This is a genomic window from Chroococcidiopsis thermalis PCC 7203 (assembly GCF_000317125.1).
GTDB classification, from domain to species: domain Bacteria; phylum Cyanobacteriota; class Cyanobacteriia; order Cyanobacteriales; family Chroococcidiopsidaceae; genus Chroococcidiopsis; species Chroococcidiopsis thermalis.
The window spans coordinates 204,990-229,945 of record NC_019699.1 but is presented as its reverse complement, the minus strand read 5'-3'; the positions used below and the strand labels follow the sequence as shown (position 1 = coordinate 229,945).

Below are 24,956 nucleotides of genomic sequence, written 5' to 3'. Positions count from 1 at the left end.
GGCTGTAGGCTCAATGTCACAAAGCCTCATGGCGATCTTCCAAAACAAGCAACAAATCGTTCGCTGCCAAGTCCACTAATCAGCAGGCGTTCTTTGCGATCGCTCAACAATTGCTGCGTCCAATCTGTGAAGCCACCATCTACCAGAAAATACTCAGTCCTAGCGCCATCTTGAGCATAAATCCCAAATCTCACGCCAGTGTAATACCCATGTTCTTGCTGTTGCACTGGCGTGTAACTCCACTCAACTGCGGCATATTTTTGAGAAAGTTTATCCAATACTTCAGCTTTCAAGACTTCATGCCGTATGTCATCAAAAACTGTTAGTTGAATTCGGATTGCTTTCAACCCAAAACCCGATTGTCGAGCAAATTGCAACAGGCGCAGGTAGAATTCCAAATGTTCGGTCAGTGCTGCGATTTCAAAACAGTAAGAGCCGCGATCGCGTCCCGCTGTAACCAAACTAAAGATCCGAAAATGTGGAAATGTGCCTGGGCGATCGGGTGCTTGGGGACGCAACAATCGATGACTGGCACAAAGCTTTGTGTCTGCTTCTTTTCGGTGTTCTCTGGCTCGTCGCCGTCGCGCACACTCTAACGCCAGCACGTTCGTGGAATCCGAGCAGACCTCACTATTGCGAATCGTGGTGACGGTTTGGTTTTGATCGAGGGGAGCCACGATCGAGTTTGTACCAAGCGGGCATACGGGAGACAGTTCCAGCACCTCAAACGAGGGTGGCAACACCGAGTAAGCTATGCGGTCGAATTCTAGCAGTTGTTTGGGGCTAGTGGCAGCAGGCTGCACCAGGCGATTTCGTTCGTATTGCTGTAGTAGATGTTGAGGCATTAAGCATTGCGATCGCACTCGGTAGACTTCCAGCAATAGAGATTGTAAGTCCGACTGACTTAAGCGTTGGGTGAGGACTTCCAACAAATCGGGGACTTGCGCCTGACTGAGGATGCGTTTGATGAGTTTCTCATTCATCATCTCTATCTACCGCGCTGTTTACTCTTGAGTAGATTCGTCCATTCTAGATTTGTGTGACGCAAATTGGCATTGGGTTTGTTAAGCGTTATGACGCTCGTTCTCGATCGATGCTTGCAGAGGATTCAGAAATTCCCTCAGTTCATCCCATTGCGACTCCAATGCTTGGCGGGCAGATGTTTTAGCAACGATTTCCAATCTAATTCCGTCTGGGTCTTCAAAGAATATGGCGTAGTACTGGGGGTGATATTCGGGATATCGTTGGGGTTGAGTGACCTCGATTCCGATCGAGCGCAGCTTCTCAAAGCACAAGTCTACGTCAGTCACTGTTTCTACCTGAAAGCAGAGATGATGCAAACCAGGAGCATAGGGATCGTGTTTTTGGGCTAACTTTGCTGGTCGAATTGTTAATTGAAATTGTGGACCGAAGTAATGGGCATGTGGTTCTCCAGCAATGAATTTATCTCCCTTGTGTTGCCCAAGTTCCTGCATAATCGAGTCGTAAAATGCCTCCGAGCGAGAAAAATCGGATACCGAGAGGTAAATGTGGTCGATTCTTTTTAGCATCTTGTCGTGTCGTCTACTCAGGCACTGCATATAATCTACATAACCAATATGTATGCGCGGCGAGCATTGCTAACTATGAGGGCTGAACTTCGTGCAGCCGATACTCTAAAAATCGGCGTTCGCTGTCATTAGTGACCAGTGTTAGTGCCCGCGTGTAGCTCAAAGCAGCTGACTCTAAGGCTCCGACACGTCGCAGCAGATCGGCACGGGTAGCGTGGAACAGGTGATAGTCGTCGAGTTGGGTAGCAAGCGCATCGACCAGTTCGAGCGCCGCTGAAGCTCCTTCTACCATAGCGATCGCCACCGCTCGATTCAGCGACACGATCGGTGAAGGCTGCAAGCGTTCCAACAGATTGTAGAGTTGCACGATTTGCGCCCAGTCTGTTTCTTCGGCTCGCGCCGCTTGACAGTGGAGTGCCGCGATCGCCGCTTGCAATGCAAAAACACCCGTGCCACCGCGCAATGCCTCTTCCACCAGTGGCAACGCCTGGACAATTTGTGGCTGATTCCAGCGTTGACGATTCTGATCTTCCAGCAGCACTAGATCGCCTGCTTCGTCCAACCGAGCCTCGCGCCGCGAGTCGTGCAGCAACATCAGCGCCACCAGTGCCGTAACTTCTGAAGGCGGTTGCGGTAACATCAACGTCCGCACCAGTTGCCCCAGCCGAATTGCTTCCGTGCAGAGGTCAGCCCTCACCATTGCCTCGCCTTTGGTCGCCGCATAACCTTCGTTAAAAATCAGATAAATCGTCGTCAGCACCGCATCTACCCGTGGAGATAGATCGCCGATTTCTGGCACTTTGTAGGGAATTCCTGCATCCCGAATCTTGCGCTTGGCACGTACTAGCCGTTGTGCCATCGTCGCCGTGGGGACGAGAAACGCCCGCGCAATTTCATCCGTCTCCAGTCCGCCCAACATCCGCAGCGTCAGAGCGACTTGAGCTTCTATTGCCAATGCCGGATGGCAGCAGGTGAAGATTAAACGTAAGCGATCGTCTGTAATTTCATCCGTGTCGTAAGTTAGCTCCTCACTACTTGGAATTAACCCAGAGGCGGCGTACCGTTCCAGTTTCTCGGTCAGTCGCGTCCGGCGGCGGAGGCGATCGATCGCTTTGTACCGAGCTGTTTTGATTATCCAGGCACGGGGGAGAGCGGGAATGCCGCTAGAGTGCCACTGACTCGCGGCAGCCGTAAAAGCCTCTTGCGCTGCTTCTTCGGCTATGTCGAAATCACCAACCAGTCGGATTAGCGTGGCGACGATCCGCCCCCATTCCGCCCGATAAACAGAGGCGATCGCCTGGGTGACATCTGCTGATTTTGCGTTTGGAGTCATATCTGATGATAAAAAATTTTTGGCAAGGTGTCGATTTGAGCGACCGCCGTTCGACTAAATAATAAAGGGAAAAATGGAGGCAACCTGATGAAATACCTGCTGCTGATTTACATGGAAGAAGATGCCCTCAGTGAAACCGAGCGGGAGCATTGTTATGTAGAATCGGCGCAGCTGGCGCAGCAGCTCAACTCACGCGGACAGTATCTCGCAACTGCCCCACTCCACCCTGTCGCAACCGCTACCAGCGTCCGAGTGCGCGACGGCAAGTCGCTGGTAACCGATGGACCCTTTGCCGAAACCCGCGAACAATTGGGAGGGTTTTTCCTGATTGATGCCCAAGATCTCGACGAAGCGATCGCGATCGCCACCCAAATCCCAGGTGCGCGAGTCGGCACTGTCGAAATTCGACCCGTAGTTGAAGTTGCGAGTTTACCACAGAGTTAGTCTCTGCTAGTTTCAGCTCGCCCCAGTTTTGCCAATAGTCCCGTTCCAATTGTCCAAAACCTTGACCCCACAAACTTAAAACCCAAGGAGATACTGCAATGCGATTTATGTTGCTCATGATTCCCAAAGGCTACGAGAGTGCGGCTCCAGGAGCTATGCCCGACGCCAAAGCGGTTGAAGCCATGATGAAGTACAACGAATCACTGCAACAAGCTGGCGTATTGATTGCACTTGATGGACTTCACCCACCCTCAATGGGTGCGCGAATTACATTCAATGGGGGAAAGCCAAAAGTGACCCAAGGGGTTTTCCCAGGTGTGAAAGAGGTACTTGGTGGCTACTGGATGATTCGAGCCAACTCGAAAGAGGAAGCGATTGAATGGGCTTCTCGCTGTCCCGCCTCAGACAACGAGACGCTCGAAATCCGTCAAGTGCAGGAATTTGATGATTTCCCTGCGGATATTCAGCAAGTCGTAGACCAGTTTCCAGAAATACCAGATTCTCATCCCACAACAGCAGAAAACATCCAGACAACCAATAAAGCTCAAATTCGCCAACTAATCGCCGAGCAACAGCGTGCCATTTGCGCTAAAGACGTGGATCGGATTATGTCTCGCTATGCCACAGATGTCATTCTCTTTGATGTCAAACCGCCATTCCAAACCAAAGGCAAAGACGCGGTGCGTCAATTGTGGTCAGACTGTTTGCCCTACTTTCCAGACGTTTTCGAGATGGAAACGCTAGATCTCACCATTGCTGTCAACAACGATCTGGGGGTTGCCCACTGGCTATTTCGCTTTACAGGAGAACAAGACCATCCCGCCATGCAAACGTGGATGCGTGCCACCGCTGTTTGCCAGAAAGAGCGGGGCAACTGGCAGATTTTACACGAACACATCTCAGTGCCATTTCATCCAGAGACTTCTCAAGCAGTCTTCACCCTCAACCCATAGAAATATCGAATGCTGCAAAGCGATCGATCTAAACTCGCCCAGAAAAGTAACGACAGTTCATCGAATGGATTCGCTCTGGACTAATAAAAAGAGTACGCTATGAAAATCAATTCCTACCTCATGTTCAACGGCAATTGCGAAGCAGCTTTCAAGTTCTACGAGCAATGTTTCGACGGCAAGATTACCATGATGATGACTCACAGGGAAGCACCTTCGGCAGAGCATATCTCCCCTGAATGGCACGACAAAATTATGCACGCTTGCCTCGACTTGGGCGATCGCCTCCTCATGGGGTCTGATAGTCCGTCTGGGTATTTTGAAACACCCCAAGGCTTCTACGTGCAAATTAGCGTTGCCGAACCAGCCGAGGCAGAGCGAATTTTTCACGCTCTAGCAGAAAATGGCAAGGTGAAGATGCCGCTCGAACAAACCTTTTGGTCTGTCCGTTTTGGTATGTTGGTCGATCGGTTCGGCACGCCGTGGATGGTTAACTGCGAGCAGGTGGCTTGAACTTTCGTCATCTCCCCTAAACTCTAAAATTCAATGCTTTTTCACCGATCGTTCATCTGCAACAAATCTCACAAGGAGAAACTATGAGTCCTCAAATTTTTGTTAACCTACCTGTCAAAAATCTCAACCAATCAATCGAATTCTTCACTCAACTCGGCTTCCAATTCAATTCTCAATTCACTGATGAAACTGCCACTTGCATGATTATCTCTCAGGACATCTTCGTGATGCTCTTGACCCATGAAAAGTTCAAGACGTTCACGCCCAAAGAGATTTGTGATGCCACAAAAAGCACCGAAGTGCTGGTGTGCTTGTCTGCCCAGAGCCGAGAAACAGTCGATGAAATGGTTCGTCAGGCGATAGCGGCTGGTGGTACAACCTACAACGAACCCCAAGACCACGGCTTCATGTACGCACATGGATTTCAGGATTTAGATGGTCACATTTGGGAAATTGCCTACATGGAGCCAAACGCGAGAGATCGAGGATAAACCCGTGTTAGGGATGCACAAATGAAGAAGACGTACATTGGTAGCTGTCACTGCGGTGCAGTCCGCTATGAAGCAGACATCGATTTAAGTCAAGGTACCTTCAAATGCAATTGCTCGATCTGCACTAAGACGAGAACCTGGCTCACCACTGTCAGCCCAGATGCTTTTCGGCTACTTGCAGGCAGAGCTGAATCAACTGAGTATCAGTTCAACACGCAGACGATTCACCATTTGTTCTGCAAACACTGTGGAGTGCGATCGTTTGGCTGGGGGGATACGCCAGAAGGTGGCAAGTTCTATGCCGTCCATGTCACCTGTCTCGATGACGTAGAGATTGACGAACTCGTCAGTGCGCCGATTACTTATATCGATGGGCGTAACGATAACTTTCAATCCTCGCCAGTCGAGACGCGACACCTTTAAGCCAGTTTCAACGTACTTCGTATCTCTTTCTTAAGAAAAAAGCTTGTCGAGCAGCAGAGCGAAGATAATAGTATTTATGTACTATTACAGGCTTTGAATTTCCATCGTTTCACGAGATCGCATTCCTGAAGAATTCATCAAAAGGAGCTAAAACAATGGAGACAACCAAGACACAACAGGACTCAACAATGAATGCAGAACCGCAAAAGGAACATCAGTGGCTGCAAAAACTCGTTGGTGAATGGACGTATGAGATTGAGGTCAAGATGGGAGCGGATCGACCTACCGAAAAATCGACGGGAACTGAGAGCGTGCGATCGCTTGGCAGACTCTGGATTCTAGCCGAAGCACAGGGCGAGATACCTGGCTGCGGTGAAGCAACAACGATGATGACGCTCGGCTACGACCCGCAGAAACAGCGATATGTAGGTACCTGGATCGGGTCAATGATGACATACCTCTGGGTGTACGAAGGTGGCGAACTGGACGAGGCTGAAACGGTGCTAACGCTCAATTCTGAGGGACCGGCGATGACTGGCAACGAAAAGATGGCAAAATACAGAGACGCGATCGAGTTCGAGAGCAACGATCGCCGAGCCATGACCTCGCATGTGTTGGGTGATGACGGGCAATGGCATCACTTCATGACCGCAAACTATTGGCGGAAGCAATAGCAGAAAGCCTATCTTGAACCGAGACTAGCGACGTGACGACCAGAAGCATTGTACTCACTCCCCGCTCCGTTGCTGATGTCGATCTCGATCGAGTGGCGATCGGTATCTTGAAAGCAATTGGTATCCAAGTGCAGATTTGACGATGCCACAGGAAGTTGCAAACCCGACTCCGTTTGAGCAACGTGCTGCCTACGACCCAAAGTACGATCGATCAATACGTTGGCAGTCGCTAATGCCGCCAGATGAGCGCGATCCAAACGCTATACTGCTAGGCAATAGCACTTATATTGTCGCAGCTGACATAGCTCGTACCTTGGCGAAAACATTTGGTATTTACCTGAGTGGGGTGTATGATGCTGCGATCGCGCACCTACTAGCTTCACGGCAAAATCACTCTAGTTGGTAAACTTAACATCCAGTTTTCTACCTGGTTGTATACCAAGTCTATCAGCACTGCCTGCTGGTAGCTCTAGGACGTAGCTGACTGGTTTGACTGAATCGTAAATCGGGCAACTTTTCCATCGCGGACAGGGAGGAGCATTTTCGACTAAGGACGCGATCGCACCGTTGCGAATGAAGATGATGTCAAGTGGTACTAATACATCTTTCATCCACAATTTGACTGATTTGGGTTGACCAACCACAAAAAGCATACCGCGATCTAGCGGTAGAGAGGAGCGAGATCTCAGACCAGCAGCCATTTGTTCTGGCGTTCGTGCCACTTCAAGTTCGATCTTTCGCGCTGGCATCGTCAGGTGAGCTTCGATGGGTAGATGTTGTGCTGGGGGAGGAATCAAGGCAAGGGTAACGGGAACGACAGCCACTAAAATACCTGCGACAGGTCCGATGCAGTTGAGAATTTTTAGGTAAATTTCATCGGTGCTGTACTTGCTTCCCTGACTTGAGCTTTGGCTAGCAGCAGAGTTTTCTTTCATAGGGTTTAAATATTAGAAAGCAAATAAGGCTCGCTACTGTAGCATTCCTCTGGCTACCAGCGATGTATAGGGAGCAAGTGCTGAGGAATCGGTTCTACCTGAAGATTTCGACATTACCGTTGGCATAAATACTATCGTCAATGGGAGAAGAAGGAAGTCCTTGAATATCTGCTTTGTGACGCATGGACTCCACTCTGTCTGCTTCCCTAATCGCCAAAGGATTCATCTGCTTGCGCTCGGACAACAGTGCTTCAACCGTAAGCTCCAGTTGAGGTTGACAATTCCGATCGATTTCGCCACCAGCTAGCATTTCGTAGAAAGTCGTGGCTGCCGCTCTTTCTACAATCGTTTGGATCTCTGCACCTACACATCTATTTGTGGCTTTGAGCAGTCGCCGCCACTCGGCTTCAGTGAAGGGATCGCCACCATTGCGGAAGCGGCAATCGAATCGGGCAGCGTGCAGCTTGAAAATAGCGTGGCGTTCGCCGTTGTTGGGCAAGTCTACTTTGTAGATGTAGTCGAATCTGCCAGCGCGAGTCAGTTCTGGGGGCAACCATTCCATCCGGTTGACGCTAGCAATGACTACCACATCACTCGTGCGCTCTTGCATCCAAGTCAATAGTTGACCTGCCAGCCGTCTTGACAGGTCGTCGTCTCCGGCAAATCCCTTATCTAGGTCATCAAAATAGATGACGATTTGGTTGAGGCGATCGGCAAGCTTGAGCAACTTTTGCAACTTAACTTCGGCGCGATCGCCCTCACTTCTGAAATTTCCCCAATCAACCAGGACTAGCGGTACTCCCATAATTTGAGCGCAGACTTTTGCTGCATGAGATTTACCAGTTCCTGGCGGTCCGACAAACATCACACCTTTTGGCACTCTCAAGTTATACTGTTTAGCTACTGGCGATAGTAAAACCTTGAATTTTTGGAATGCTTCTTGCATCAGCTCCAACCCTCCAAGCTTTACTTTTGGAGGTGGCACGAACTCTATATTATAAAGTTTGTTCAATAAATCTATTTTATATTCAAGTAGTTGCTTAGTTGCTTGTTTGACAATTTGTTCTCCAGCACTTGCAGTTAACTCTAAGTTAAATTCTTTGTTTAAAGATGCTAAGCCACGTATTATGTCCGATGCGTACAATCCTATACCTGCTCTAGCAATTTCTGACCAATATTTATTTTCTAAACTGACTGGTAATATTTGGCTATGCCTGAGTACGCTGATAATCTCATCGAGTTCAGGCAACTCATGAGAAATTATAGGGATTTCGCCTACCATATCCTTAGAAAGGCTAGCAGAGTCTCCCAGCAATATTAGCGTTTTTCTCGCTCTGTCGTTGTAAAGCTTTAGGTTTAATAAAGATGATTTTATCCATTCTGACATCAATAAAAATTCTGTCTGTTTCACCACATTCTCTGCTTGCAGCCAAGGATAAATATTTTCAACAATTAACACTCCATTCTCTAACTGCGTTTGCCAAAAATCAAAAACCTCGAAATACTCCGTTCTTTTTTGCTCAGTAATAATAGTCTGACGAGCGTCAAAATCCTGAAGAACTAAGTTTCCCTCAACAGAAATACTAACTTTCTTGATTGCACTTTCTCCTAAATTCCATAGATAGCAGCTTTTACCGAGTTTGTGACAAATCTGAGCGACACCCAGGAAAAAGCGCAGCCGTTCCTGAAATGGTGACTCGCAAGCAACAAGTGGACTATTGTTGAGGATATGCTCTTGAAGAGCATAGAATACGTTCGACTGCATGTAAGTAAAGGTTAACTATTGTAATTTTATTAAAATCGTAGATTAACTGGCGCAATCTAGGCATCTAACAAGTTTCCGATTTTTTTGCTGCACTTAGCTCGGAAGAATGCTATAGAAAAAGTCAACACCAGAGCAGCACTATCTATTCGGACTTACAGAAAGTATGACTTCCCCTCACAGTTAGGGGAAGTTTTAGATCTCTAACTTTGAGAGTGTTTGGCTTTAGTACGAGAGGATTGAAACTTGAACCGCACTTGTTTCCCAATCTGAATCTCAGCAAAGCTGCTGACATCTCTCCCAGATTTATGAGCATCAAGAATAGCTTGAAGGTCTAGCCTAGATTTTGATTCTTGCACTCGAAATTCATCTGGAAGCTGGGAGTCATCGGCGGCTACTTTAGGTATAACTTTAGGATTGTTATCTCTAATTTCAATTTCTCTCTCTTTGCCAATATTACGTTTTGGAATTAATCCTTGAGCGTGCAACCACAGCAATCCCTGCTTGATACCTGCTAACTGAGCTTCCTTCCTAGCAATGAATTGCTCGTGCAGCTCTATAACTACATCCAGGCGTTGTTTGGCAGCATCAATTTCAATTTTTAGATAATCTACAATCCAAGCAATGTTATCAATCTTTGATTCAGTTGCTTCTTGGACTTGCCACAGATGTTTGACAAGGTTTTCGACATTTTCAGCTCCTGATTCTGAAGCATCTTCAATCTGATTCCACAACAAGGCAGCCTCTAGGGATAGTTCTCGCAGCGATCGCTCGGTAATGTCTTTTGATTTTGCGACCGCTTGGGGTGTATTAATTGTCTTATCTTGTTTCATAAGATCTCCAAGCTAGTATTATCTTTCTGCTTGTATCGATATACATTGATGTTTGTAGAGAATTTTCAAGAGTGCTGGTAAAACAATTTTTTTTAGTATTGGCTGTATGCAAGGTGATAGTAATCGTACCGTTCTAGCGCCTGTTTTGCTTCTATTTCTAAGCAAGCTATTTCTTCAATAGATGTAGTTTGTGTTTCTTGTTCTGCTGGTGAATCAGCTACTGTTTGAGTTTTGTGTGTTTCTTCAGAATTGGATAACTGTGTTGACATAACTGCACCGTGCGAAAATTAACATCAATACAGCAGGTGCAAAGCACTTATACGTTATTTCTAAAGTATTGACAGTAGCCAAGGAAATATTAAGAGAGTAGCTTTTAAGTGCGGACGGCGCTCAAATTTGTAATAGCGATGTTCGTTTGACCGAAACCATTTCTACATGGCAAAAGCGTAGTTAACATACAAAGCTTGATGAAATTTAAGCACAATGTATGAAGAGTGAATTTAAGCAACTGCAATTATAGCTACTAAACAAGCCCTCCTTAATACCAGCGGGCAGATATGAGAGCCAACCGTTCGGTATATTGCAGTATGTCCAACCTCTACTCCCAAAACCTTTTCAAGTTAAACTGTGAATTAGGGAATATTAGTTACTTTATTAGCAATGCCATATTAATTCCTTGACTCGGAAAGACGCGATATGACTGTCAGCACCCCGCACTGAAGTGACGGGGCTTCATGCCTCACCTTCAGTTAGCTGACCAGCCTAAGTCAAAACTTGACTACGTTTTTGGGGTCATGACACCTACAAATGCTTTCCAGTTTGTAGCTCTGTCGCTAGTCGTTAAACAGTTTTACGAGGGGTAAAGCAGTGTGGCTAGCCCAACAAGCCCTGAAAACATTGGCGAGGAAAACATTACGAGCAATCAGGATAGACGCAACAATGTCTAATCAAGTTCTAGTTCTAGATACTAATCGCAAACCGCTTACTCCCTGTACTCCGGGGACAGCGCGTTCATTGCTGAAAGCTGGAAAGGCTGCTGTCTTTCGCCGCTTTCCCTTCAGCATCATTCTCAAAAAAGAAGTCAAGGATGTACCGCAACCATTAACTCTGAAGCTAGATCCAGGCAGCAAGACGACGGGAATTGCACTTTTAAAAGGCTCTCAGTTGCTCTGGGTAGCAGAACTCATTCATCGAGGCGCTGCAATCAAAGATGCAATACTATCCCGTCGTCAACTCCGTCGAGGGCGGCGCAACCGCAAGACTCGTTATCGAGAAGCTAGATTTCTCAACCGTACTCGTCCTCAATGTTGGCTGGCTCCCAGTTTGCAGCATCGAGTCGATACTACTCTGACTTGGGTTAAGCGGTTGACACGATACACTCCCGTTGCCGAAGTACGTCAAGAGCTAGTCAAGTTCGATCTGCAACTGATGCAGAATACCGAAATTAGTGGCATTGAATATCAACAGGGCGAATTACAGGGTTATGAGGTACGAGAGTATCTGCTAGAGAAGTTTAACCGTCAGTGCGTTTATTGTGGTGCTAAGGATATGCCACTAGAGGTTGAGCATATCAAACCGCGTTCTAGAGGAGGATCTGACAGAGTTTCTAATCTGGTATTGGCTTGTCATTCTTGCAATCAGAGCAAAGGTAATCAGGATATCAAAGATTTTCTTTCAAATAAGCCTGATGTACTTAAACGAGTTATCTCTCAAGCCAAAGCCCCGCTCAAGGATGCTACTGCTGTTAATGTTACCCGTTGGGCATTATTCAACGCCCTAAAAGAGTTAGGTTTGCCTGTCGTTACTAGTAGTGGAGGTAAGACAAAGTTTAACCGCAGCCGTCTTGGTTTGCCTAAAACTCATTTTTTTGATGCTGCTTGCGTTGGGGAGACTCTAGAATTGCAGGTTTGCACGCGAGAGCCTTTGTTAATCAAGACAACGGGGCATGGCACGAGGCAGATGTGTGGGACAGACAAATTTGGTTTTCCTACTCGCCATCGTTCTAAAGCTATTATCCACAAAGGATTTAAAACTGGCGACATGATTAAAGCTGTTGTCACCACTGGCAAGAAAGCTGGAAACTATGTTGGTCGGGTTCTTTGCCGGAAGAGCGGTAGTTTCGATATTGCTACGAAGTCAGGTCGAGTAACAGGTATTAGCTACAAATGTTGTCAACCTATTCAGCGCAAGGATGGTTACTCGTATGCAATTTAGACAATATTCGACGGCGGTTTTAACCGCCGTGTCGTCGTTCCTCTCCGGTCTAAAGACGCGGAGCTTCCCGACTCCCGGAGGTTTATGGTGACTACTGCTAAATGGACGCTAGAAGACTATCATTGCATGATTGAAGTCGGTCTGTTAGAAGGTCGCCACGTCGAGCTATTAAACGGAGAGATCGTTGAAATGCCTCCAGAGGGTCCAGAACACGCCTACCTTGGGGATGAAGTCGGCAAATATTTAAGTGATCTTTTAGGCGATCGCGCTCAAGTCCGTGAAGGTCATCCCGTTACATTGCCTAATAACTCAGAACCAGAACCCGATCTTGCTATTGTTAAACCCCTTGGGCAAACTTACCGCCAACACCATCCCTACGCCGAAAATATTTTTTGGCTAATTGAGTATGCTAACACTAGCCTCAACAAAGATTTAGATGCTAAGCGAAAAGCTTATGCTTCAGCAGAGCTTCAGGAATACTGGGTTGTGGATTTAAAGCATCGACAGCTCAAGGTGTTTCGCTCTCCTAGCAAGGGTGACTACACATTAGAAGAAACTCTCATAGAGGGAGAAATCAGCCCAATAGCATTTCCTGAGATTGTAATTTCAGTGCAATTATTGTTCGGCGGCTGCAACCCTGTAGCAGATTCTCTCATCTAATCCACGACATTTTCGGATAAGAAGGGTTAGTTCCTTTTTATATGGCATTCGCGGCTGAGCGGCAGCCCTAGGTGAACGTTCTTCGACTTGGAGGAGCTTCGTATGACAAGCGACGATCGCAGCGATAAGGCGGAGACAGGCATGGTATCGGAAGTCGCTAACCCTGGGATGGTGCGACCTCCTTTGGTATATCTGGGCGCGATCGCCTTGGGTCTGTTGCTGCATTTCGCCTGGTCAGTGCAGCTCGTGTCTCGTGCCGCGAGCTTGCCACTTGGAGGCACTGTAGTGCTTGTCGCCGTCGCTCTGTTTCTCTGGGCTGTACGGACGTTTCGGCTCGCTGGCACGCCCGTTCCAGGCAATCGTCCCACTACCACGATCGTACACACGGGTCCCTATCAATACAGCCGCAATCCCATCTATCTGTCTTTCTCGCTGCTCCATCTCGGCATCGCATTCTGGGTCAACAGTCTCTGGCTACTTGTTACCCTGATTCCAGCGTTGGCGCTGATGTCGTTTGTAGTCATCCCGCGAGAGGAGCACTACCTGGAGAGCCGCTTCCCCTCGGACTACTTGCCCTATAAGGCTTCTGTTCGTCGCTGGCTGTAGGCAGCCGCCGAACAAAGGCATGGAACCGACGCGCAGGAGCGCACATCTCATCACCGCTGTGCTTATACTCGATCGCAACGTATGTCGTAAACTGCTTCCATTGCACTTAACACTTGTTTTTGCCTTGGGGTGAACCAAGGTCAGCGGCAGAGAAATTCGATTTGTGCTTCATCAATCGGATCTAGCTGGCACTCCAGCAACCGCTTGATGCGCTCGTAAATTTCCCTAATGTCTGCTTGAGTTTGTTGTGAATCAATCGGTTTCATCCGATCCTGTTTCACTTCCAAAGCTCCGTCATATACTGCTGCTTTTACAGTCAAGCGGTTTTCTACCTCAATAGCGATCGCCTAACTGCCATTATTTTTCTTTTGGATGAGTATCTCGATACAAGCGGCGCGATCGCATTTTTATTTCTAACAGTCTACCTCACGAGTCAATCGTTGTGTTCTTAGTTTTCCTCAACTCAGCTTCGGTCATTAGCAGTATGACAACTCCGAGGACTTGGAAACTGGATCTAATGACTGTTACGTTTCATTACAATTGGGACTGAGTTAGTACCTAAGTACTAAGACTATGGCTACCCTTAAGAATCGATCCCATGTTCTTGCTCCAACAAGCTCAATAACTTTTCCTCAAAGTCAGTCAAATAGGTCTGCCGTCCCAAGCCCTCTAAAACATAATAAGCACCCCGATCGAGCAAGCCTGTATCCCGCACTCGCTTAATCCGCTTGAGAATAGTAGGAAGCTGGCGACAAACATCAGGGTCATCGATGGGTTTGAGGTTTTCTGGTTTCACTATGAGAGTTCCATCATAAACATCAACTTCGATGGTAAAGTCTTTTAGCACCAGTGCAACACAAGGATAGCCATTGTATTTGCGCTCGCGACTGTGAAGCCGAGTCAAGGTAAATACATCTCCCACCGCACAAAAATCTCTGGCTGGAAATAATTGTTTTTCTTTCATCCGCTCGACTACAGTTTTGACAATTTGAGCTGTAGGTGCCTTATCCCCAGAAACGGACAGGACTTTTTCCCAGGCTTTCGGTTGCTTATTCGCGGGTAGTTTGGCTAATTCTCGGCATTGACTTTCCGAGGAAGGCATTTTTTGTCTCCAATTTGGAGACATTTCTTCTTTTCGATCGGTGTGAGATAAATTCTCCAAGACTGCGGCAGCGTTAATCAAGCGATAGGCATGAGCGCGATTATATCCAAATCTATCCTTGGCGTATTCTTCAAATGTCTTGTGCGTACTCCGGTACAGACGGAGATCGCGCAATTGTTTAAGTGCCGACCAGCCCTCGCCCAAAGCTCGATCGACTCTAATTTCTAACCGATGTCGTTCCCGTTCCTCGTCAGGAGACAGCTGCTCTAGTACCTCTAACGTAGCTATTTGATTGTCTGTCTCGTCTTTTGTTTTTGACACGGCTGGTAATCCTTCAATGGCTGAAGCGTGCAGACTACACCTGGATCTTTAGCAATTGCGCTCGCCTGCTTAACCTTCTTGCGTAAGAAGCAGCTTGCCAAGGCTATTACTCTTTACAGTAAGTGTGCTATTCGAGCGCGAGCGGAGTTATCGCTTCTACTGCATCGGGATAAGCATAAACATGAGTCCCATCTGGCGTAGTAAACAGCCAGGCTTCTCCTGGCATTTCGATTTGACCGATTCTCTCCAGCCTACAGCCAGAAATACTCTCCCAACCTAAATCTAAAACATTCTCTGCCACGCTTGCTATGCGGCGGATGGTAAATTGCAATCGCTCTAATGTCCGTTGCCTTAACTTTTCGGGAACCCAAGCCAATTGACTCAGGTGGATCGGAGACTGGCACAAATGCTCGCTTAACAATCTCGTTAGCCCTTGGCGTTGTTGGGCGGTCATTTCCTTAGCAGCCTTTACCAACCTATTGGTGTTTTCCTTCACTCGACTCGCAATCTCAGCCCAAGTAGAACATAACAGTATTTGTTCTGCTAGCTCCTGTGCTGGTGGTGACTGTTGCTGCCTAGTTTTTTCAGTTGGTGCAATTGGTGATGAATTGGTAGTATCGTCAACAGAGTCTAAGGCAGTCGCAGTAGTAGTTTCAACCACCGAGTTGGTGAATTGGTGGTCTAAGGGCGAGACGATTGCTTCAGTTGACGGCTGAGAAAAAGTAGCCTCTGTTGTTGTACCACTAGACACTTCGCGGTGGCGGGGACACCTCCGCACGCGAGTGTCTTCACCGGACAGTTGCACGCCACTTGCTACAACGGAGGGAACCTCCGCAACGCAGTGGCTCCTCAACGGGGGACATCCCCGCATGGCACTGTCCTCACCGCGAGATGTTCCTGGGGGAGACCCCCAAGACCACACTCGCTCACCAATTTCACCAATTGAAGCTTGTAAGTCGCTATTGCCAGTGGTTTTGGCTATTGGTGATGCCGCCAATTCATCACCAACACCCACCAAATCTCCTGGGATATCATCTACTGGTGAGTTGGGGATGTAAACCATTTCGCTGCCTTCACCTTCGATTTGCCCATGACCGGAGGCTGCTAAAGCTTTGAAGATGCAAGCGCGAATTTTTTCTACTGCCCAGCCTTTAAGAGCATTGATCCGACTTTTGAGAAACGAAGCACTGACACCCTTGCCACACTTTTTCAAAACCTTCTCAGCTTGAGTTTGGACTTTAAGAAAAATTCCTTCTGGTTGGCGGGTAGGGGCATTATGGGCATGGATCAGTTTGTGCTGGTCGAGGTAGAACGAGGCAATTTCAATTGCATGTTGCATTGTCCGACCGTCGATTGTAAGCTGGGGCTTTTCGCCACGCAGCACGGCATTGACAACGTGCAACCACAAGGCGATTCGAGCCGTATAGGATTCAATCTTGGCGTAAACTAGCGACAGACCGAAATGCTTTTCTTCCATCTCAGCGTTTACCAAAGTATGGTTCCAGCCCTGAAACAAGACTTTAGCTTCATGGGAAAGAAAGTAATCGGTTTCGGGTAGTTGTTCTAACTGGGCATACAGCCAAGACAACTTTTCCTTTAACTCGTCGGCAGCTGGATTTGGAGTTGATAAAAGATCGAGAAATCTAGCTGGGGCATCCACGATCGAGCAGTAGAGAAACCGAGACGAGTAACCGCTAGCAATAAAATTAACTTCGTCAGCTCCCATTAAGCGTGCTAGTGTATCCCATTGGTACGTTCCCGTCTTGCTCAAAGCAACGCGCTTCAAGAACAGTCGCGCGTCGTGACGGTCGAAGTTACCGCCAGAGCCATTCCAAAACGATAGTTCCAGTTGCAGGTCGTCGCCCTTACCGCTCTTGTACTGGTTCAAACGTTGGTAGTCAGCGACCAATTCATCGATATATTCCAGCAAGCCGCGTGGATTCTCGTCGTGAATCCTGATTTTGGTGGAAGTGGTGACGTTGTTGAGTAGCCGCCGCTGTCGCACTGGAACTTTGGCATCGCTGTCTTTGGTAGCCTCGTAGTCCTCCATAGAGCGATCGTGAATTTCTTTGGCTGCTGCTTCCATTTCCTCTAGCGGTTTGAGGATGACCTGCTGCGGAGGAGTCTTGGCTTGACCGCTGTGGGCGATGTTGGCTGTCCAGAAAATACAAGATTGGACGTAACCACCTTGGGGATTGACAATAATTCTTGCTGCCGTACCAATGCGTGAGGCACTAGAAGGAAGTACCGTATTAAATAGATACTCTGGTGCCGTGGGCATCGCTGCTGCCTTTGCCATTAGCGGGTCGGATAATGTCTTGTCTAAGTACAGCCGGATATCCAGTCGTTTGCGGCAGCTCTTGAGTATTCCTTGAAAGGATTCAACCGCTTCGATGACTTCCTCTGCTAGTTCTCCCTCAGCGCGAATTATTCTAGCGAGTCGATCGATCTCGTTGTAGGTGCGACCTGTGGCACTAGCTAGCTCCATCAAAGCAGTGGCAGTAACAGATTCGCTGTCGCAGCGGTTGAGAATTTCTCGAATCCGATCGCACAGAGATACTGTAGCGACGGGTGGTTTGTTGCCAGCGTTGCTATTGTTGCTATAGCCGAAGCCACGACCAGCGGCATAGTTGCGATCTGTCTGGGTAGATTCTGGCTGTGGTTTGAGGCGATGCTTCCAATACCACCCCCTGATACAAGCTTCCACTCCTTCCGACGTACAGCTAGGAGTGGGATTGTCTTTTTCGGCTGACTTCCAAATTGTTTCTACTTCCCTGGACGGCAGGGGTGGAGAACAACGATTAGCATAATCTTCTAGCAGTAGCCTGGGGTCGCCGTCAAAACTTTGACCGATTGACTGGAGGTAATTGGCAGTACCGATTAGGTCGCGGGCGAGTTTAGCTCCTTGGGCATTACGTCCACCTTCTGCTACTCCCGCTCCCAGCAAGGCACGAGATTCTTTAGCAAGGCACGCTGACAAAGGGACTGAGGCGGGAACGGGAATAGAAATATCTTCAAAGCGCCGTGCCTCTGGTGTTACTAAGTTAGCTTGAGATTGTGGCACTGATGAGGGCGACAATGTTATGGCTGGTGTAGTAGATTGCGAAACTGGAATTGCTGAGCGTAGTTCTTGGTAGCTATAGCACTTGCCCGCAGAGTGGATAAGATCGCAACGTACTGGTTCATGCCCTGGTTTGATGTGGTAAGCCCCCGCCAATCGCATGACTCGACTAGGATTTTTCAGTGCAGGATCGGAAGCAGTGTAGGCGAGTAGAGCCGTTTGCAATTCTCGCCATTGTTCCACAGCGATCGGTTCGTCAAACACCCAATACGTGTGGACTGACTTGCGGGTAGCAATTTGCATCGAAGGCTCTGGCAGCCCCAAGTCTTGCCAAAAATTAATTTGGTCTTCGATGGGTCTATCGTCAAATTCGCAAAAAATGGCACGGCATTTCTTCACGTCTTCATCTTTATGTCCGCCGCCATTCACAACGATATAAATGCCATAGCCTTGTTCTTGCCACCGCTCTACCTGTTCCCAACTCAGCCTATCGGCTTTACGTCCAGTGTTAGGAGCATAGCGGGGGTCTTCTTTTGGTAGGAAAGCTCTGATATAGATGGCATCCCCACGCTTGTATCCGAGCATCTCTAACTGGGCGATCGCGGAGGAGCGGTCTAAGTGGAGCTTTTGGGATACAGATGGGCTAGCAGATGTATTTTTTTGTGCTTGTTTCATCTCGAAATCTCTCTTTTTGGAGCCGAGACAAGCGATTTTAATTAATCTTTGCTATGATAATTTGCAGCAGTAAAGTGCAACTAAAAGCCCTTACTGCTGAGTTACTAGTCTCGGATTACTGAGTTGCTTGTCTAGTGAGTTGCTTGTCTAGTGAGTCGCTTGTCTCGGATTAGCATCAGTTAACGAGATCTATGGTTTCTACTTTGAAAACCATACATCCCACAGGGAATTATGCTTGTGAGGTTGGTGCTCGCAAGACACGATCCCATATAAAAAAGATAAGATCGCAAACCTAAAGCCCTGACTGTTCCACCAGTGAGGGTTTTAGTGTTGGTAACTCATTCGCATTATTTATCCCCTGTTGCTTGAGCAATTGCATCTCTAAAGGATACTCAAGCTTTTGGACATGAAAGTGTGTGCGTTCTACTTTGTTGGGGAAACCTCCTACCTTCATCACGCCGTAACTGCAAAAACAAAATCAACCTGGAACTGTTTTACCACTCCATAGCTAGAGTCTCAAGCCCCTGTATAGCAGCATATTAGGGACCGAATTGAACTTTTGACGCGGGCATCGTAGCAAAAACTTGACGCGGGCATCGTAGCACCTGTTGTGAAATCCTTATCAATCAAGCAGTTAGATTTGAAACTTCTGTAGAACTTGACGCGGGCATCGTAGCAAAAACTTGACGCGGGCATCGTAGCAAAAATCCAAAATTTGACGCGGGCATCGTAGCAGAGATTTACATCTCTTTACAAACACTGGAAGATTTTAGCTGTTCGATAAGGTTTTTCTATGTTTTAAGGATAAAATGCTGGCAAATCGCTATCAAACTCCAATTCATTGGAAATTGTGTAGGTTCGCAAGCGCATACAGGTCAGCAACCCCTGACTTGAAGTCGGGGGCTTCAGGCGACTCCGCCTCAGCCCTAGTTGACCAGACTATCCGTTTAGGGCAAGAGTTAAAAGACCCACTTCAGGATGCTTGCTAGTCCTGAACCTTGGAATCAAGCGATTAAACAGGCTTAAGGGGTTAAACCAGTGTCGCTTGAAGAGTTACCGACCCTAAACAAAGTCGAAGCAAACCTTACCTGTAAAAAGGATGCAGCAATGCAAAACTATGTATTCGTCATTGACCAAAACAAACAACCTCTTAACTTAATTCCTCCAGCAAGAGCAAGGGAATTATTGACAAAACAAAAGGCTGCTGTGTTTAGGATGTATCCATTCACAATTATTCTGAAACACGCAGTAGCAAATCCACTACCAAAGCCATTAACTATTAAAATAGACCCTGGCAGTAAAGTCACTGGAATTGCAATTTTTGATGGGGAAAATGTTATTTGGGTTGCCGAACTTGAGCATAGAGGAGGGCAAATCAAAAACGCGCTATTATCCAGACGTTCTTTGCGTCGTAGTCGCAGGAACCGTAAAACCAGATATCGCCCAGCGCGTTTTGATAACAGAAAACGCAAAGAAGGATGGCTGCCTCCATCATTAATGCATCGGGTTCTGACTGTTGAGACTTGGGTAAAAAGGCTTTGTCGTTATGCACCAATTACTCAAGTCGTCATGGAGCTAGTTAGATTTGACACCCAAAAAATGCAAAACCCCGAAATTGATGGTGTCGAATATCAACAAGGGGAGTTGGCAGGGTATGAGGTGCGTGAATACCTTCTAGAGAAGTGGGGGCACAATTGTGTTTATTGCGATAAACAAGATGTTCCATTGCAAATAGAGCATATTTACCCACGCGCCAAAGGCGGTAGCAACCGAGTTTCTAATTTAACCTTGAGCTGCGAGAAATGCAATTCTTTGAAGGGAATTTTGTTGATTGACGAGTTTTTAAAGAAAGATTTAACTCGATTGGAGAGGATTAAACGTCAATCCAAAACCCCTTTAAAGGACGCAGCAGCAGTCAACTCTACTCGGTGGAAGTTATACAACACTCTAAAAGAGATGCTTCCCATAACAACAGGTACAGGTGGACAAACTAAATTTAATCGCATTCGATTTGGATTGAAAAAACAGCATTGGATTGATGCTGTTTGTGTTGGGAATATTGAAGCAATAAAGCTATTAACTCAACAGCCATTACGCATTAAATGTACTGGTTGGGGAACTCGCAAAATGTGCAGTACTGATGAATACGGATTCCCTATTAGACATAGAGACAGCAATCAAGTTCACTTTGGTTTTAGGACAGGCAATATTGTCAAAGCTATTGTCACTTCTGGCAAGAAAGTAGGCGAGTACGTTGGTCGGGTTTTATGTCGCAAAACTGGGAGTTTTGATATTGCGACTAAAACAGGTCGAGTTACTGGTATTAGTCACCGATTTTGTACGTCAATTCATAAAAAGGATGGTTATTCTTATGTTTTCTAGTCCGTATAGACAAGCAAGCGGATGCGGAGGTTTACTCCGCATTAAAGCTGCGCGGCGGATAAATTCGCCTGTCGTCGTGCTTCCTTGCCATAATAAATTGATGGCGCTTCCGCACTCCTTGTTACTTTAGGTGAGAAAATGGTAGAAGAACGCGAGTATCTCGTTCCTATGGATGCCCAGTTACTATCAATTCTGGCAACAGCTGGAGCGCCTTTTAAAGATCCTCTAGTTGACCTACCGTTAGTCGAAAGTGGGATAGACGGGCAGTGCGCGATCGTCGTTCGAGTACGAGGAGGTTTATACCAAGACGATGATGGTTTGGAACTCGAACGTCGGTATCAGGTCGGCAAGCTCGAAGATGATGAATTTGATTTCATTCAGTCAAACTTAGCAACTTCAGTGCAAAACCCAGAATTTCGAGCGCACACCCAGAAAGTCATAAAGGCACTTAGCGAAACAGATCCCGAACGGCATAGAGATGCTGAGATCAGACGATTGCAGAGAATTTTACTAGGAGTCAGTTTGTTTTGTGGGCCGCGAAATCTTGAAACCGTATATCTCATCTACAAAGCTGCATACGAACAGGGAACAAAGACACCACTAATTGATACGCGATTGCTGTTAGAAGCAAGAGGATACAAACGACGAGAGAGTATTCGAGATTATGACTCAAATATTAGCAATCAGCTGGCACAAGAAATGCTTTCGATGCACCGTACTGAGATCGTCTTTCAAGCTGCTACTCCCGCACAGTCGGGTAAAAAAGGTTACACAGATGTAGCTGTAGTGTATAAAAATATTCTCAGAATAAAAAGAGCTTTTTATCGGGATAGAGGGGAAGAAGAAGTCGATTTTGAACGAGCTGGTGATTTAACTTTTCAACTTCCAGACATGTACCAAGTCGAGTTAGGCTTCTACGACGAAAAGGACACTATCCTTTTGAGCCTCCCTGCAAGAGGTGTTCCAGCACCTAGTGCAAACTATTCAAGAGATTATCAATCTCGTTGCTTAGTATACATCATGGGTCGCTTAAGCTGGGATAAAAAGAATCCAATGTGGATTGGCAAAGCTACATTGCTCAGGAAATCAGGAATTCTGGGTGCTAATTCGAGTCGTAACAATCGACTACTCCAAGAAGTGTTGGATGACTTGCTCGAACAAGAATACCTCCTGCAAGCTGAAATTGTTAGCAAGCCAGGGCAAAGGCAAGATGCTGTCAAAATTGTTCCAAACCCTGAGAAGATTCGCAGAAACCTTGCAAATTAAACCAGCAAATTATAAAGATAAATCTTTAGATATCTGAGGAGCCAATAATTACTTTAAGTAAGTATAACTATCATTTCATTTAGTTTTAGATTCAGTCAAACTACTTATCAAATAAAGTATGGTTATCTAAATCATATAAAGCATTGTCGTTGAGAAGAAATCAGATAAAAATCTGAGAAAATTTAAGAAATTTATCTGTTTTTATTAAAAGATATTTGAAAGTAAGATGAGCCAAGTGTAGGAATTAGGAATATTGAGAAATAATGCTCGCAACAATTTTTCAGTAAAAGGCTTATGAGTGCCAGCCACTTGAAGCTATCGTTAATACACCTTAACTTGTTAACTACTTTAATTCAGTATTACCGAAAAAATGGAAGAACAGTAAAATCGCTCGCATTGGAGCTAAGAGTAGCTTTATTGTATTCATTAAACATCTATGACTAAAAGAAGAGAAAGTACTGCAATGTCTACAGAAAATATATCTAACAAAGCTAGTAATGAGTCTAATGTAGAAAATACAAATTTAGAATTGCAGAAAGCGAATCAAAAGCGTTTAGTAATAGTAACAGGTGATAAAGGAGGTGTAGGAAAGAGTACGTTTTCTAGGGGATTATTACAGATATACATCAATAAAAAAACTCATCTGCTAGCTTACGATGCTGATAAACGCAACCCTCAGTTAGAACGGCACTATGGAAAGGATATTGTGAGATGCCTTGATATATTCAATCGGGGCGAGGCAGATATTTTATTAGTTAATTTGGACGAGCAGCAACCACCTATCGCTTTATTAGATTTACCAGCCCAGTCCAGCAGTTTTTTTGAGACATTTGAGCGAGAGCTAAATATATTTGATTCTTTAAAAGAGTGCGGTTATCAAATAACTATGGTTTCCGTAATCAGTCGAGTTAAAGATTCTGTAAGTATTTTAAAACTCCTCTACGAATATTGTGGCGATCGCGTTGATTACTTAGTGGTCAAAAATCTATTTTACGGAACGGAAGACAAATTTGAACGCTATGACGAATCAAAATTAAGGAAGCAAATGAAAGATAAAGTCGCAGTTCAAGAAATAGTTATGCCCGACCTATTTTATAAAACCTATGATTTTCTTGACGAACACAGTTTACCATTCTCAGGGGTTTACGAACACGCAAAAGCAAATTTAGCCATCAGGTTACGGGTCAAATCGTGGCTGGCTGAGTTTGAAAAGAACGCTTTAAAAGCTGCTACAATGCTTGGTTTAGAATAAAAATGTTGAGAAAGAGATTATTAGTAACTGCTGGCGATGCTAGAGTAGGCAAGTCAACGGTAGCACGATTGCTACTGGATTTATTGTTGGAAAAGCAAATCTCTGTCAGAGCGTATTATAACGGCAATCGCAATAAATTAGCACCATATCAAAAAATAGAGAATTTAGGCGTTGAAGAATTACAACTATCGAGAGGCGGTGCCGATAACCTTCTGATAGATCTAGAATCTCTACCAGATTTAGCTGTGGTTGTGACAGACCTACCAGGACAACATTTATCTGCCTTCAAGTTCTTTGTAGAGGAATTTTTACTATTTGATACTTTAGCATCGCTAGGTTATAGAATGACAGCCATTCATCCTATATCTCATCGACGCGACTGTGTGGAATACTTGCAAGAACTAAGCAATTTTTGTGGGGATAACGTCGATTATATTGTCATTAAGAACAATCATTTTGATACGCATTTTCCCTACTACGATGTAAGTAAAACTCGTAGCTCAATCGAGGCTTTAGGTGCTGTAGAGGTGAATCTAGCCAATTTGTCGCTCTTTGTTTACCAGCAATGCGAGGATTGCGGGATACCATACTCTCAAGTTATTAGCGATCTAAAGGTTAATACTTTTTATCGCCATCTTCTATTTAATTGGATGGAAAGCTTTTATCGTCAGTTCGCCCTCGACCCGAAGGCAAGCAATTATTTAGGTCTGAATTGGCAAAATTATAGTTCTACTGCTAGCGAAACTAGTTTTTAAAGGAGATTTATAGATGAACGTTGCTGCGATCGAGCAAGTGTTATCGGAGTTTTCACCTGAAGAGAAAGAGAAAATTACTCAACTGATTTTGCAATCGGGCATTAACCCTCGCGATCCTTTGATCGTGACGATGGCGACTTTAGCAAAAATAGATAGTCGCATCGATAGAATTCCAGAATCTTTGGGAACAATAGTTAGCACTTGGACGGAAACTATCGATACCAAATTAACACAGGTTTTTCGTAGTGCGGCGATCCAGCAGAAAAAAGCGTTTCTAGAAACTGTTAAGGATTTGCTGAATAAATCTTCAGCAACTCATTTTGCTAGTTTACCCTTGCTACACTCACTATATTTGTTTGCAATCTTAGGAGGTGTATTGGCTCTAGGAACTGTTATCGGTACATTTATTTCTGCCAATACAATCGTTAAATTTGTTGCTCCTAGTAACTTAAATTCTCAAGATAAAGCTTTGTTACAATGGGCGCGATCGGCGGATGGAAAGCAAGCTAAAGACCTTCAAAAGATTAACGCAGATGCAATATCTTTCTGTAAAAAACAAGTGAAAGAGCTGAAAGGGAAGTGCGTAATATCCATCCAAAAATAAGGGTCTTGTCAGCTTTTGTTACTGCTAATAAAACATTGTTTAATATCCTAGAGATTTTAAATTTTCGTAGTAGAATAGGTACGTCAAACACTAAGGAACAATTCGCCAACAGGATTGCAATTGCAGAAAACCCAAAAATCGAGCGAAAAA

Annotated in this window: 25 protein-coding genes; 15 read left to right on the top strand and 10 right to left on the bottom strand. The window is 45.8% G+C overall.

The features are described 5' to 3' along the window. Positions 1-26: 26 nt before the first annotated feature. The 3 genes from CHRO_RS28620 to CHRO_RS28610 all read right to left on the bottom strand — a co-directional run bounded on the left by CHRO_RS28620 (position 27) and on the right by CHRO_RS28610 (position 2,883). The gene (locus CHRO_RS28620; protein ID WP_015163112.1) at positions 27-986 is read right to left on the bottom strand and encodes a hypothetical protein; all 960 of its coding nucleotides are present in this window, start codon (positions 984-986) and stop codon (positions 27-29) included. A 78-nt stretch (positions 987-1,064) separates the two neighbouring features. Beyond that, positions 1,065-1,550, bottom strand: coding sequence for a VOC family protein (locus CHRO_RS28615; protein ID WP_015163111.1), 486 nt, complete (start codon positions 1,548-1,550; stop codon positions 1,065-1,067). 73 nt (positions 1,551-1,623) lie between these two features. Beyond that, positions 1,624-2,883 carry an RNA polymerase sigma factor gene (locus CHRO_RS28610; RefSeq protein ID WP_015163110.1) on the bottom strand — a complete coding sequence of 420 codons (1,260 nt, stop codon included), beginning with the start codon at positions 2,881-2,883 and terminating at the stop codon, positions 1,624-1,626. Positions 2,884-2,970: 87 nt separating this feature from the next. Here CHRO_RS28610 and CHRO_RS28605 point away from each other — a divergent pair, with 87 nt between their 5' ends. The 7 genes from CHRO_RS28605 to CHRO_RS28575 all read left to right on the top strand — a co-directional run bounded on the left by CHRO_RS28605 (position 2,971) and on the right by CHRO_RS28575 (position 6,784). Next, a complete protein-coding gene (locus tag CHRO_RS28605; RefSeq protein WP_015163109.1) occupies positions 2,971-3,327 on the top strand; it encodes a YciI family protein in 357 nt (118 codons plus the stop codon). Positions 3,328-3,425: 98 nt separating this feature from the next. Continuing rightward, positions 3,426-4,280 carry a YciI family protein gene (locus CHRO_RS28600; RefSeq protein ID WP_015163108.1) on the top strand — a complete coding sequence of 285 codons (855 nt, stop codon included), beginning with the start codon at positions 3,426-3,428 and terminating at the stop codon, positions 4,278-4,280. Positions 4,281-4,379: 99 nt separating this feature from the next. After that, positions 4,380-4,790, top strand: a complete 411-nt coding sequence (locus tag CHRO_RS28595) for a VOC family protein (RefSeq protein WP_015163107.1) — start codon at positions 4,380-4,382, stop codon at positions 4,788-4,790. An 83-nt stretch (positions 4,791-4,873) separates the two neighbouring features. Further along, the gene (locus tag CHRO_RS28590; RefSeq protein ID WP_015163106.1) at positions 4,874-5,281 is read left to right on the top strand and encodes a VOC family protein; all 408 of its coding nucleotides are present in this window, start codon (positions 4,874-4,876) and stop codon (positions 5,279-5,281) included. A 21-nt stretch (positions 5,282-5,302) separates the two neighbouring features. Beyond that, positions 5,303-5,704 (top strand): GFA family protein, encoded by a 402-nt coding sequence (locus CHRO_RS28585; protein ID WP_015163105.1) that lies wholly within the window; start codon positions 5,303-5,305, stop codon positions 5,702-5,704. Between the two features lie 155 nt (positions 5,705-5,859). After that, a complete protein-coding gene (locus CHRO_RS28580; RefSeq protein ID WP_015163104.1) occupies positions 5,860-6,378 on the top strand; it encodes a DUF1579 domain-containing protein in 519 nt (172 codons plus the stop codon). Between the two features lie 142 nt (positions 6,379-6,520). Next, positions 6,521-6,784 carry a hypothetical protein gene (locus tag CHRO_RS28575; protein WP_015163103.1) on the top strand — a complete coding sequence of 88 codons (264 nt, stop codon included), beginning with the start codon at positions 6,521-6,523 and terminating at the stop codon, positions 6,782-6,784. Here CHRO_RS28575 and CHRO_RS28570 read toward each other — a convergent pair. The 4 genes from CHRO_RS28570 to CHRO_RS33055 all read right to left on the bottom strand — a co-directional run bounded on the left by CHRO_RS28570 (position 6,774) and on the right by CHRO_RS33055 (position 10,177). Further along, positions 6,774-7,313: a DUF192 domain-containing protein gene (locus CHRO_RS28570; protein WP_015163102.1), complete on the bottom strand. Its 540-nt coding sequence runs from the start codon at positions 7,311-7,313 to the stop codon at positions 6,774-6,776. The two genes, CHRO_RS28575 and CHRO_RS28570, sit on opposite strands and share 11 nt — an antisense overlap. A gap of 94 nt (positions 7,314-7,407) precedes the next feature. Continuing rightward, entirely contained in the window at positions 7,408-9,078 is a 1,671-nt protein-coding gene (locus CHRO_RS28565) for an ATP-binding protein (RefSeq protein WP_015163101.1), read from the bottom strand. A gap of 200 nt (positions 9,079-9,278) precedes the next feature. Next, on the bottom strand, positions 9,279-9,908 hold the full coding sequence (locus CHRO_RS28560) for a siphovirus Gp157 family protein (protein ID WP_015163100.1): 630 nt from the start codon (positions 9,906-9,908) through the stop codon (positions 9,279-9,281). A 92-nt stretch (positions 9,909-10,000) separates the two neighbouring features. Then, positions 10,001-10,177 (bottom strand): hypothetical protein, encoded by a 177-nt coding sequence (locus CHRO_RS33055; protein ID WP_015163099.1) that lies wholly within the window; start codon positions 10,175-10,177, stop codon positions 10,001-10,003. A gap of 670 nt (positions 10,178-10,847) precedes the next feature. Between CHRO_RS33055 and iscB (CHRO_RS28555) the strand changes: the two genes are divergently transcribed. The 3 genes from iscB (CHRO_RS28555) (at position 10,848) to CHRO_RS28545 (ending at position 13,388) form a co-directional block, all read left to right on the top strand. Beyond that, positions 10,848-12,122 carry an RNA-guided endonuclease IscB gene (gene iscB, locus CHRO_RS28555; RefSeq protein ID WP_015163098.1) on the top strand — a complete coding sequence of 425 codons (1,275 nt, stop codon included), beginning with the start codon at positions 10,848-10,850 and terminating at the stop codon, positions 12,120-12,122. Between the two features lie 84 nt (positions 12,123-12,206). Then, the gene (locus CHRO_RS28550; protein WP_015163097.1) at positions 12,207-12,782 is read left to right on the top strand and encodes a Uma2 family endonuclease; all 576 of its coding nucleotides are present in this window, start codon (positions 12,207-12,209) and stop codon (positions 12,780-12,782) included. Positions 12,783-12,884: 102 nt separating this feature from the next. Further along, positions 12,885-13,388, top strand: a complete 504-nt coding sequence (locus tag CHRO_RS28545; RefSeq protein ID WP_015163096.1) for a methyltransferase family protein — start codon at positions 12,885-12,887, stop codon at positions 13,386-13,388. A 140-nt stretch (positions 13,389-13,528) separates the two neighbouring features. On the opposite strand, the gene CHRO_RS28540 is transcribed toward CHRO_RS28545, so the two are convergent. From CHRO_RS28540 to CHRO_RS28530, 3 genes are all read right to left on the bottom strand, one after another. Further along, positions 13,529-13,708, bottom strand: a complete 180-nt coding sequence (locus CHRO_RS28540; RefSeq protein WP_041463615.1) for a hypothetical protein — start codon at positions 13,706-13,708, stop codon at positions 13,529-13,531. A 263-nt stretch (positions 13,709-13,971) separates the two neighbouring features. Further along, entirely contained in the window at positions 13,972-14,811 is an 840-nt protein-coding gene (locus CHRO_RS28535) for a hypothetical protein (RefSeq protein WP_015163095.1), read from the bottom strand. A 127-nt stretch (positions 14,812-14,938) separates the two neighbouring features. After that, a complete protein-coding gene (locus CHRO_RS28530; protein ID WP_015163094.1) occupies positions 14,939-18,547 on the bottom strand; it encodes a DUF3987 domain-containing protein in 3,609 nt (1,202 codons plus the stop codon). A 1,107-nt stretch (positions 18,548-19,654) separates the two neighbouring features. Between CHRO_RS28530 and iscB (CHRO_RS28525) the strand changes: the two genes are divergently transcribed. The 5 genes from iscB (CHRO_RS28525) to CHRO_RS28505 all read left to right on the top strand — a co-directional run bounded on the left by iscB (CHRO_RS28525) (position 19,655) and on the right by CHRO_RS28505 (position 24,806). Beyond that, entirely contained in the window at positions 19,655-20,929 is a 1,275-nt protein-coding gene (iscB, locus tag CHRO_RS28525; protein WP_015163093.1) for an RNA-guided endonuclease IscB, read from the top strand. A 138-nt stretch (positions 20,930-21,067) separates the two neighbouring features. Beyond that, entirely contained in the window at positions 21,068-22,195 is a 1,128-nt protein-coding gene (locus CHRO_RS28520) for a hypothetical protein (protein WP_015163092.1), read from the top strand. A gap of 436 nt (positions 22,196-22,631) precedes the next feature. Continuing rightward, on the top strand, positions 22,632-23,447 hold the full coding sequence (locus CHRO_RS28515; RefSeq protein WP_015163091.1) for a nucleotide-binding protein: 816 nt from the start codon (positions 22,632-22,634) through the stop codon (positions 23,445-23,447). A gap of 2 nt (positions 23,448-23,449) precedes the next feature. After that, a complete protein-coding gene (locus CHRO_RS28510) occupies positions 23,450-24,202 on the top strand; it encodes a P-loop NTPase family protein (protein ID WP_015163090.1) in 753 nt (250 codons plus the stop codon). 13 nt (positions 24,203-24,215) lie between these two features. After that, on the top strand, positions 24,216-24,806 hold the full coding sequence (locus CHRO_RS28505; RefSeq protein ID WP_015163089.1) for a DUF6753 family protein: 591 nt from the start codon (positions 24,216-24,218) through the stop codon (positions 24,804-24,806). Positions 24,807-24,956: the final 150 nt, after the last annotated feature.

What these genes read in the sequence shown, in the direction of transcription:
- CHRO_RS28605 (WP_015163109.1), top strand. Translation starts at nt 2,971, where the DNA reads ATGAAATACCTGCTGCTGATTTACATGGAAGAAGATGCCCTCAGTGAA.
- iscB (WP_015163098.1), top strand. Translation starts at nt 10,848, where the DNA reads ATGTCTAATCAAGTTCTAGTTCTAGATACTAATCGCAAACCGCTTACT.
- CHRO_RS28530 (WP_015163094.1), bottom strand. Translation starts at nt 18,547, where the DNA reads ATGAAACAAGCACAAAAAAATACATCTGCTAGCCCATCTGTATCCCAA.
- CHRO_RS28510 (WP_015163090.1), top strand. Translation starts at nt 23,450, where the DNA reads ATGTTGAGAAAGAGATTATTAGTAACTGCTGGCGATGCTAGAGTAGGC.
- CHRO_RS28515 (WP_015163091.1), top strand. Translation starts at nt 22,632, where the DNA reads ATGACTAAAAGAAGAGAAAGTACTGCAATGTCTACAGAAAATATATCT.
- CHRO_RS33055 (WP_015163099.1), bottom strand. Translation starts at nt 10,177, where the DNA reads ATGTCAACACAGTTATCCAATTCTGAAGAAACACACAAAACTCAAACA.
- iscB (WP_015163093.1), top strand. Translation starts at nt 19,655, where the DNA reads ATGCAAAACTATGTATTCGTCATTGACCAAAACAAACAACCTCTTAAC.
- CHRO_RS28560 (WP_015163100.1), bottom strand. Translation starts at nt 9,908, where the DNA reads ATGAAACAAGATAAGACAATTAATACACCCCAAGCGGTCGCAAAATCA.
- CHRO_RS28580 (WP_015163104.1), top strand. Translation starts at nt 5,860, where the DNA reads ATGGAGACAACCAAGACACAACAGGACTCAACAATGAATGCAGAACCG.
- CHRO_RS28550 (WP_015163097.1), top strand. Translation starts at nt 12,207, where the DNA reads ATGGTGACTACTGCTAAATGGACGCTAGAAGACTATCATTGCATGATT.
- CHRO_RS28610 (WP_015163110.1), bottom strand. Translation starts at nt 2,883, where the DNA reads ATGACTCCAAACGCAAAATCAGCAGATGTCACCCAGGCGATCGCCTCT.
- CHRO_RS28600 (WP_015163108.1), top strand. Translation starts at nt 3,426, where the DNA reads ATGCGATTTATGTTGCTCATGATTCCCAAAGGCTACGAGAGTGCGGCT.
- CHRO_RS28545 (WP_015163096.1), top strand. Translation starts at nt 12,885, where the DNA reads ATGACAAGCGACGATCGCAGCGATAAGGCGGAGACAGGCATGGTATCG.
- CHRO_RS28505 (WP_015163089.1), top strand. Translation starts at nt 24,216, where the DNA reads ATGAACGTTGCTGCGATCGAGCAAGTGTTATCGGAGTTTTCACCTGAA.
- CHRO_RS28575 (WP_015163103.1), top strand. Translation starts at nt 6,521, where the DNA reads ATGCCACAGGAAGTTGCAAACCCGACTCCGTTTGAGCAACGTGCTGCC.
- CHRO_RS28615 (WP_015163111.1), bottom strand. Translation starts at nt 1,550, where the DNA reads ATGCTAAAAAGAATCGACCACATTTACCTCTCGGTATCCGATTTTTCT.
- CHRO_RS28585 (WP_015163105.1), top strand. Translation starts at nt 5,303, where the DNA reads ATGAAGAAGACGTACATTGGTAGCTGTCACTGCGGTGCAGTCCGCTAT.
- CHRO_RS28520 (WP_015163092.1), top strand. Translation starts at nt 21,068, where the DNA reads ATGGTAGAAGAACGCGAGTATCTCGTTCCTATGGATGCCCAGTTACTA.
- CHRO_RS28570 (WP_015163102.1), bottom strand. Translation starts at nt 7,313, where the DNA reads ATGAAAGAAAACTCTGCTGCTAGCCAAAGCTCAAGTCAGGGAAGCAAG.
- CHRO_RS28565 (WP_015163101.1), bottom strand. Translation starts at nt 9,078, where the DNA reads ATGCAGTCGAACGTATTCTATGCTCTTCAAGAGCATATCCTCAACAAT.
- CHRO_RS28590 (WP_015163106.1), top strand. Translation starts at nt 4,874, where the DNA reads ATGAGTCCTCAAATTTTTGTTAACCTACCTGTCAAAAATCTCAACCAA.
- CHRO_RS28595 (WP_015163107.1), top strand. Translation starts at nt 4,380, where the DNA reads ATGAAAATCAATTCCTACCTCATGTTCAACGGCAATTGCGAAGCAGCT.
- CHRO_RS28620 (WP_015163112.1), bottom strand. Translation starts at nt 986, where the DNA reads ATGATGAATGAGAAACTCATCAAACGCATCCTCAGTCAGGCGCAAGTC.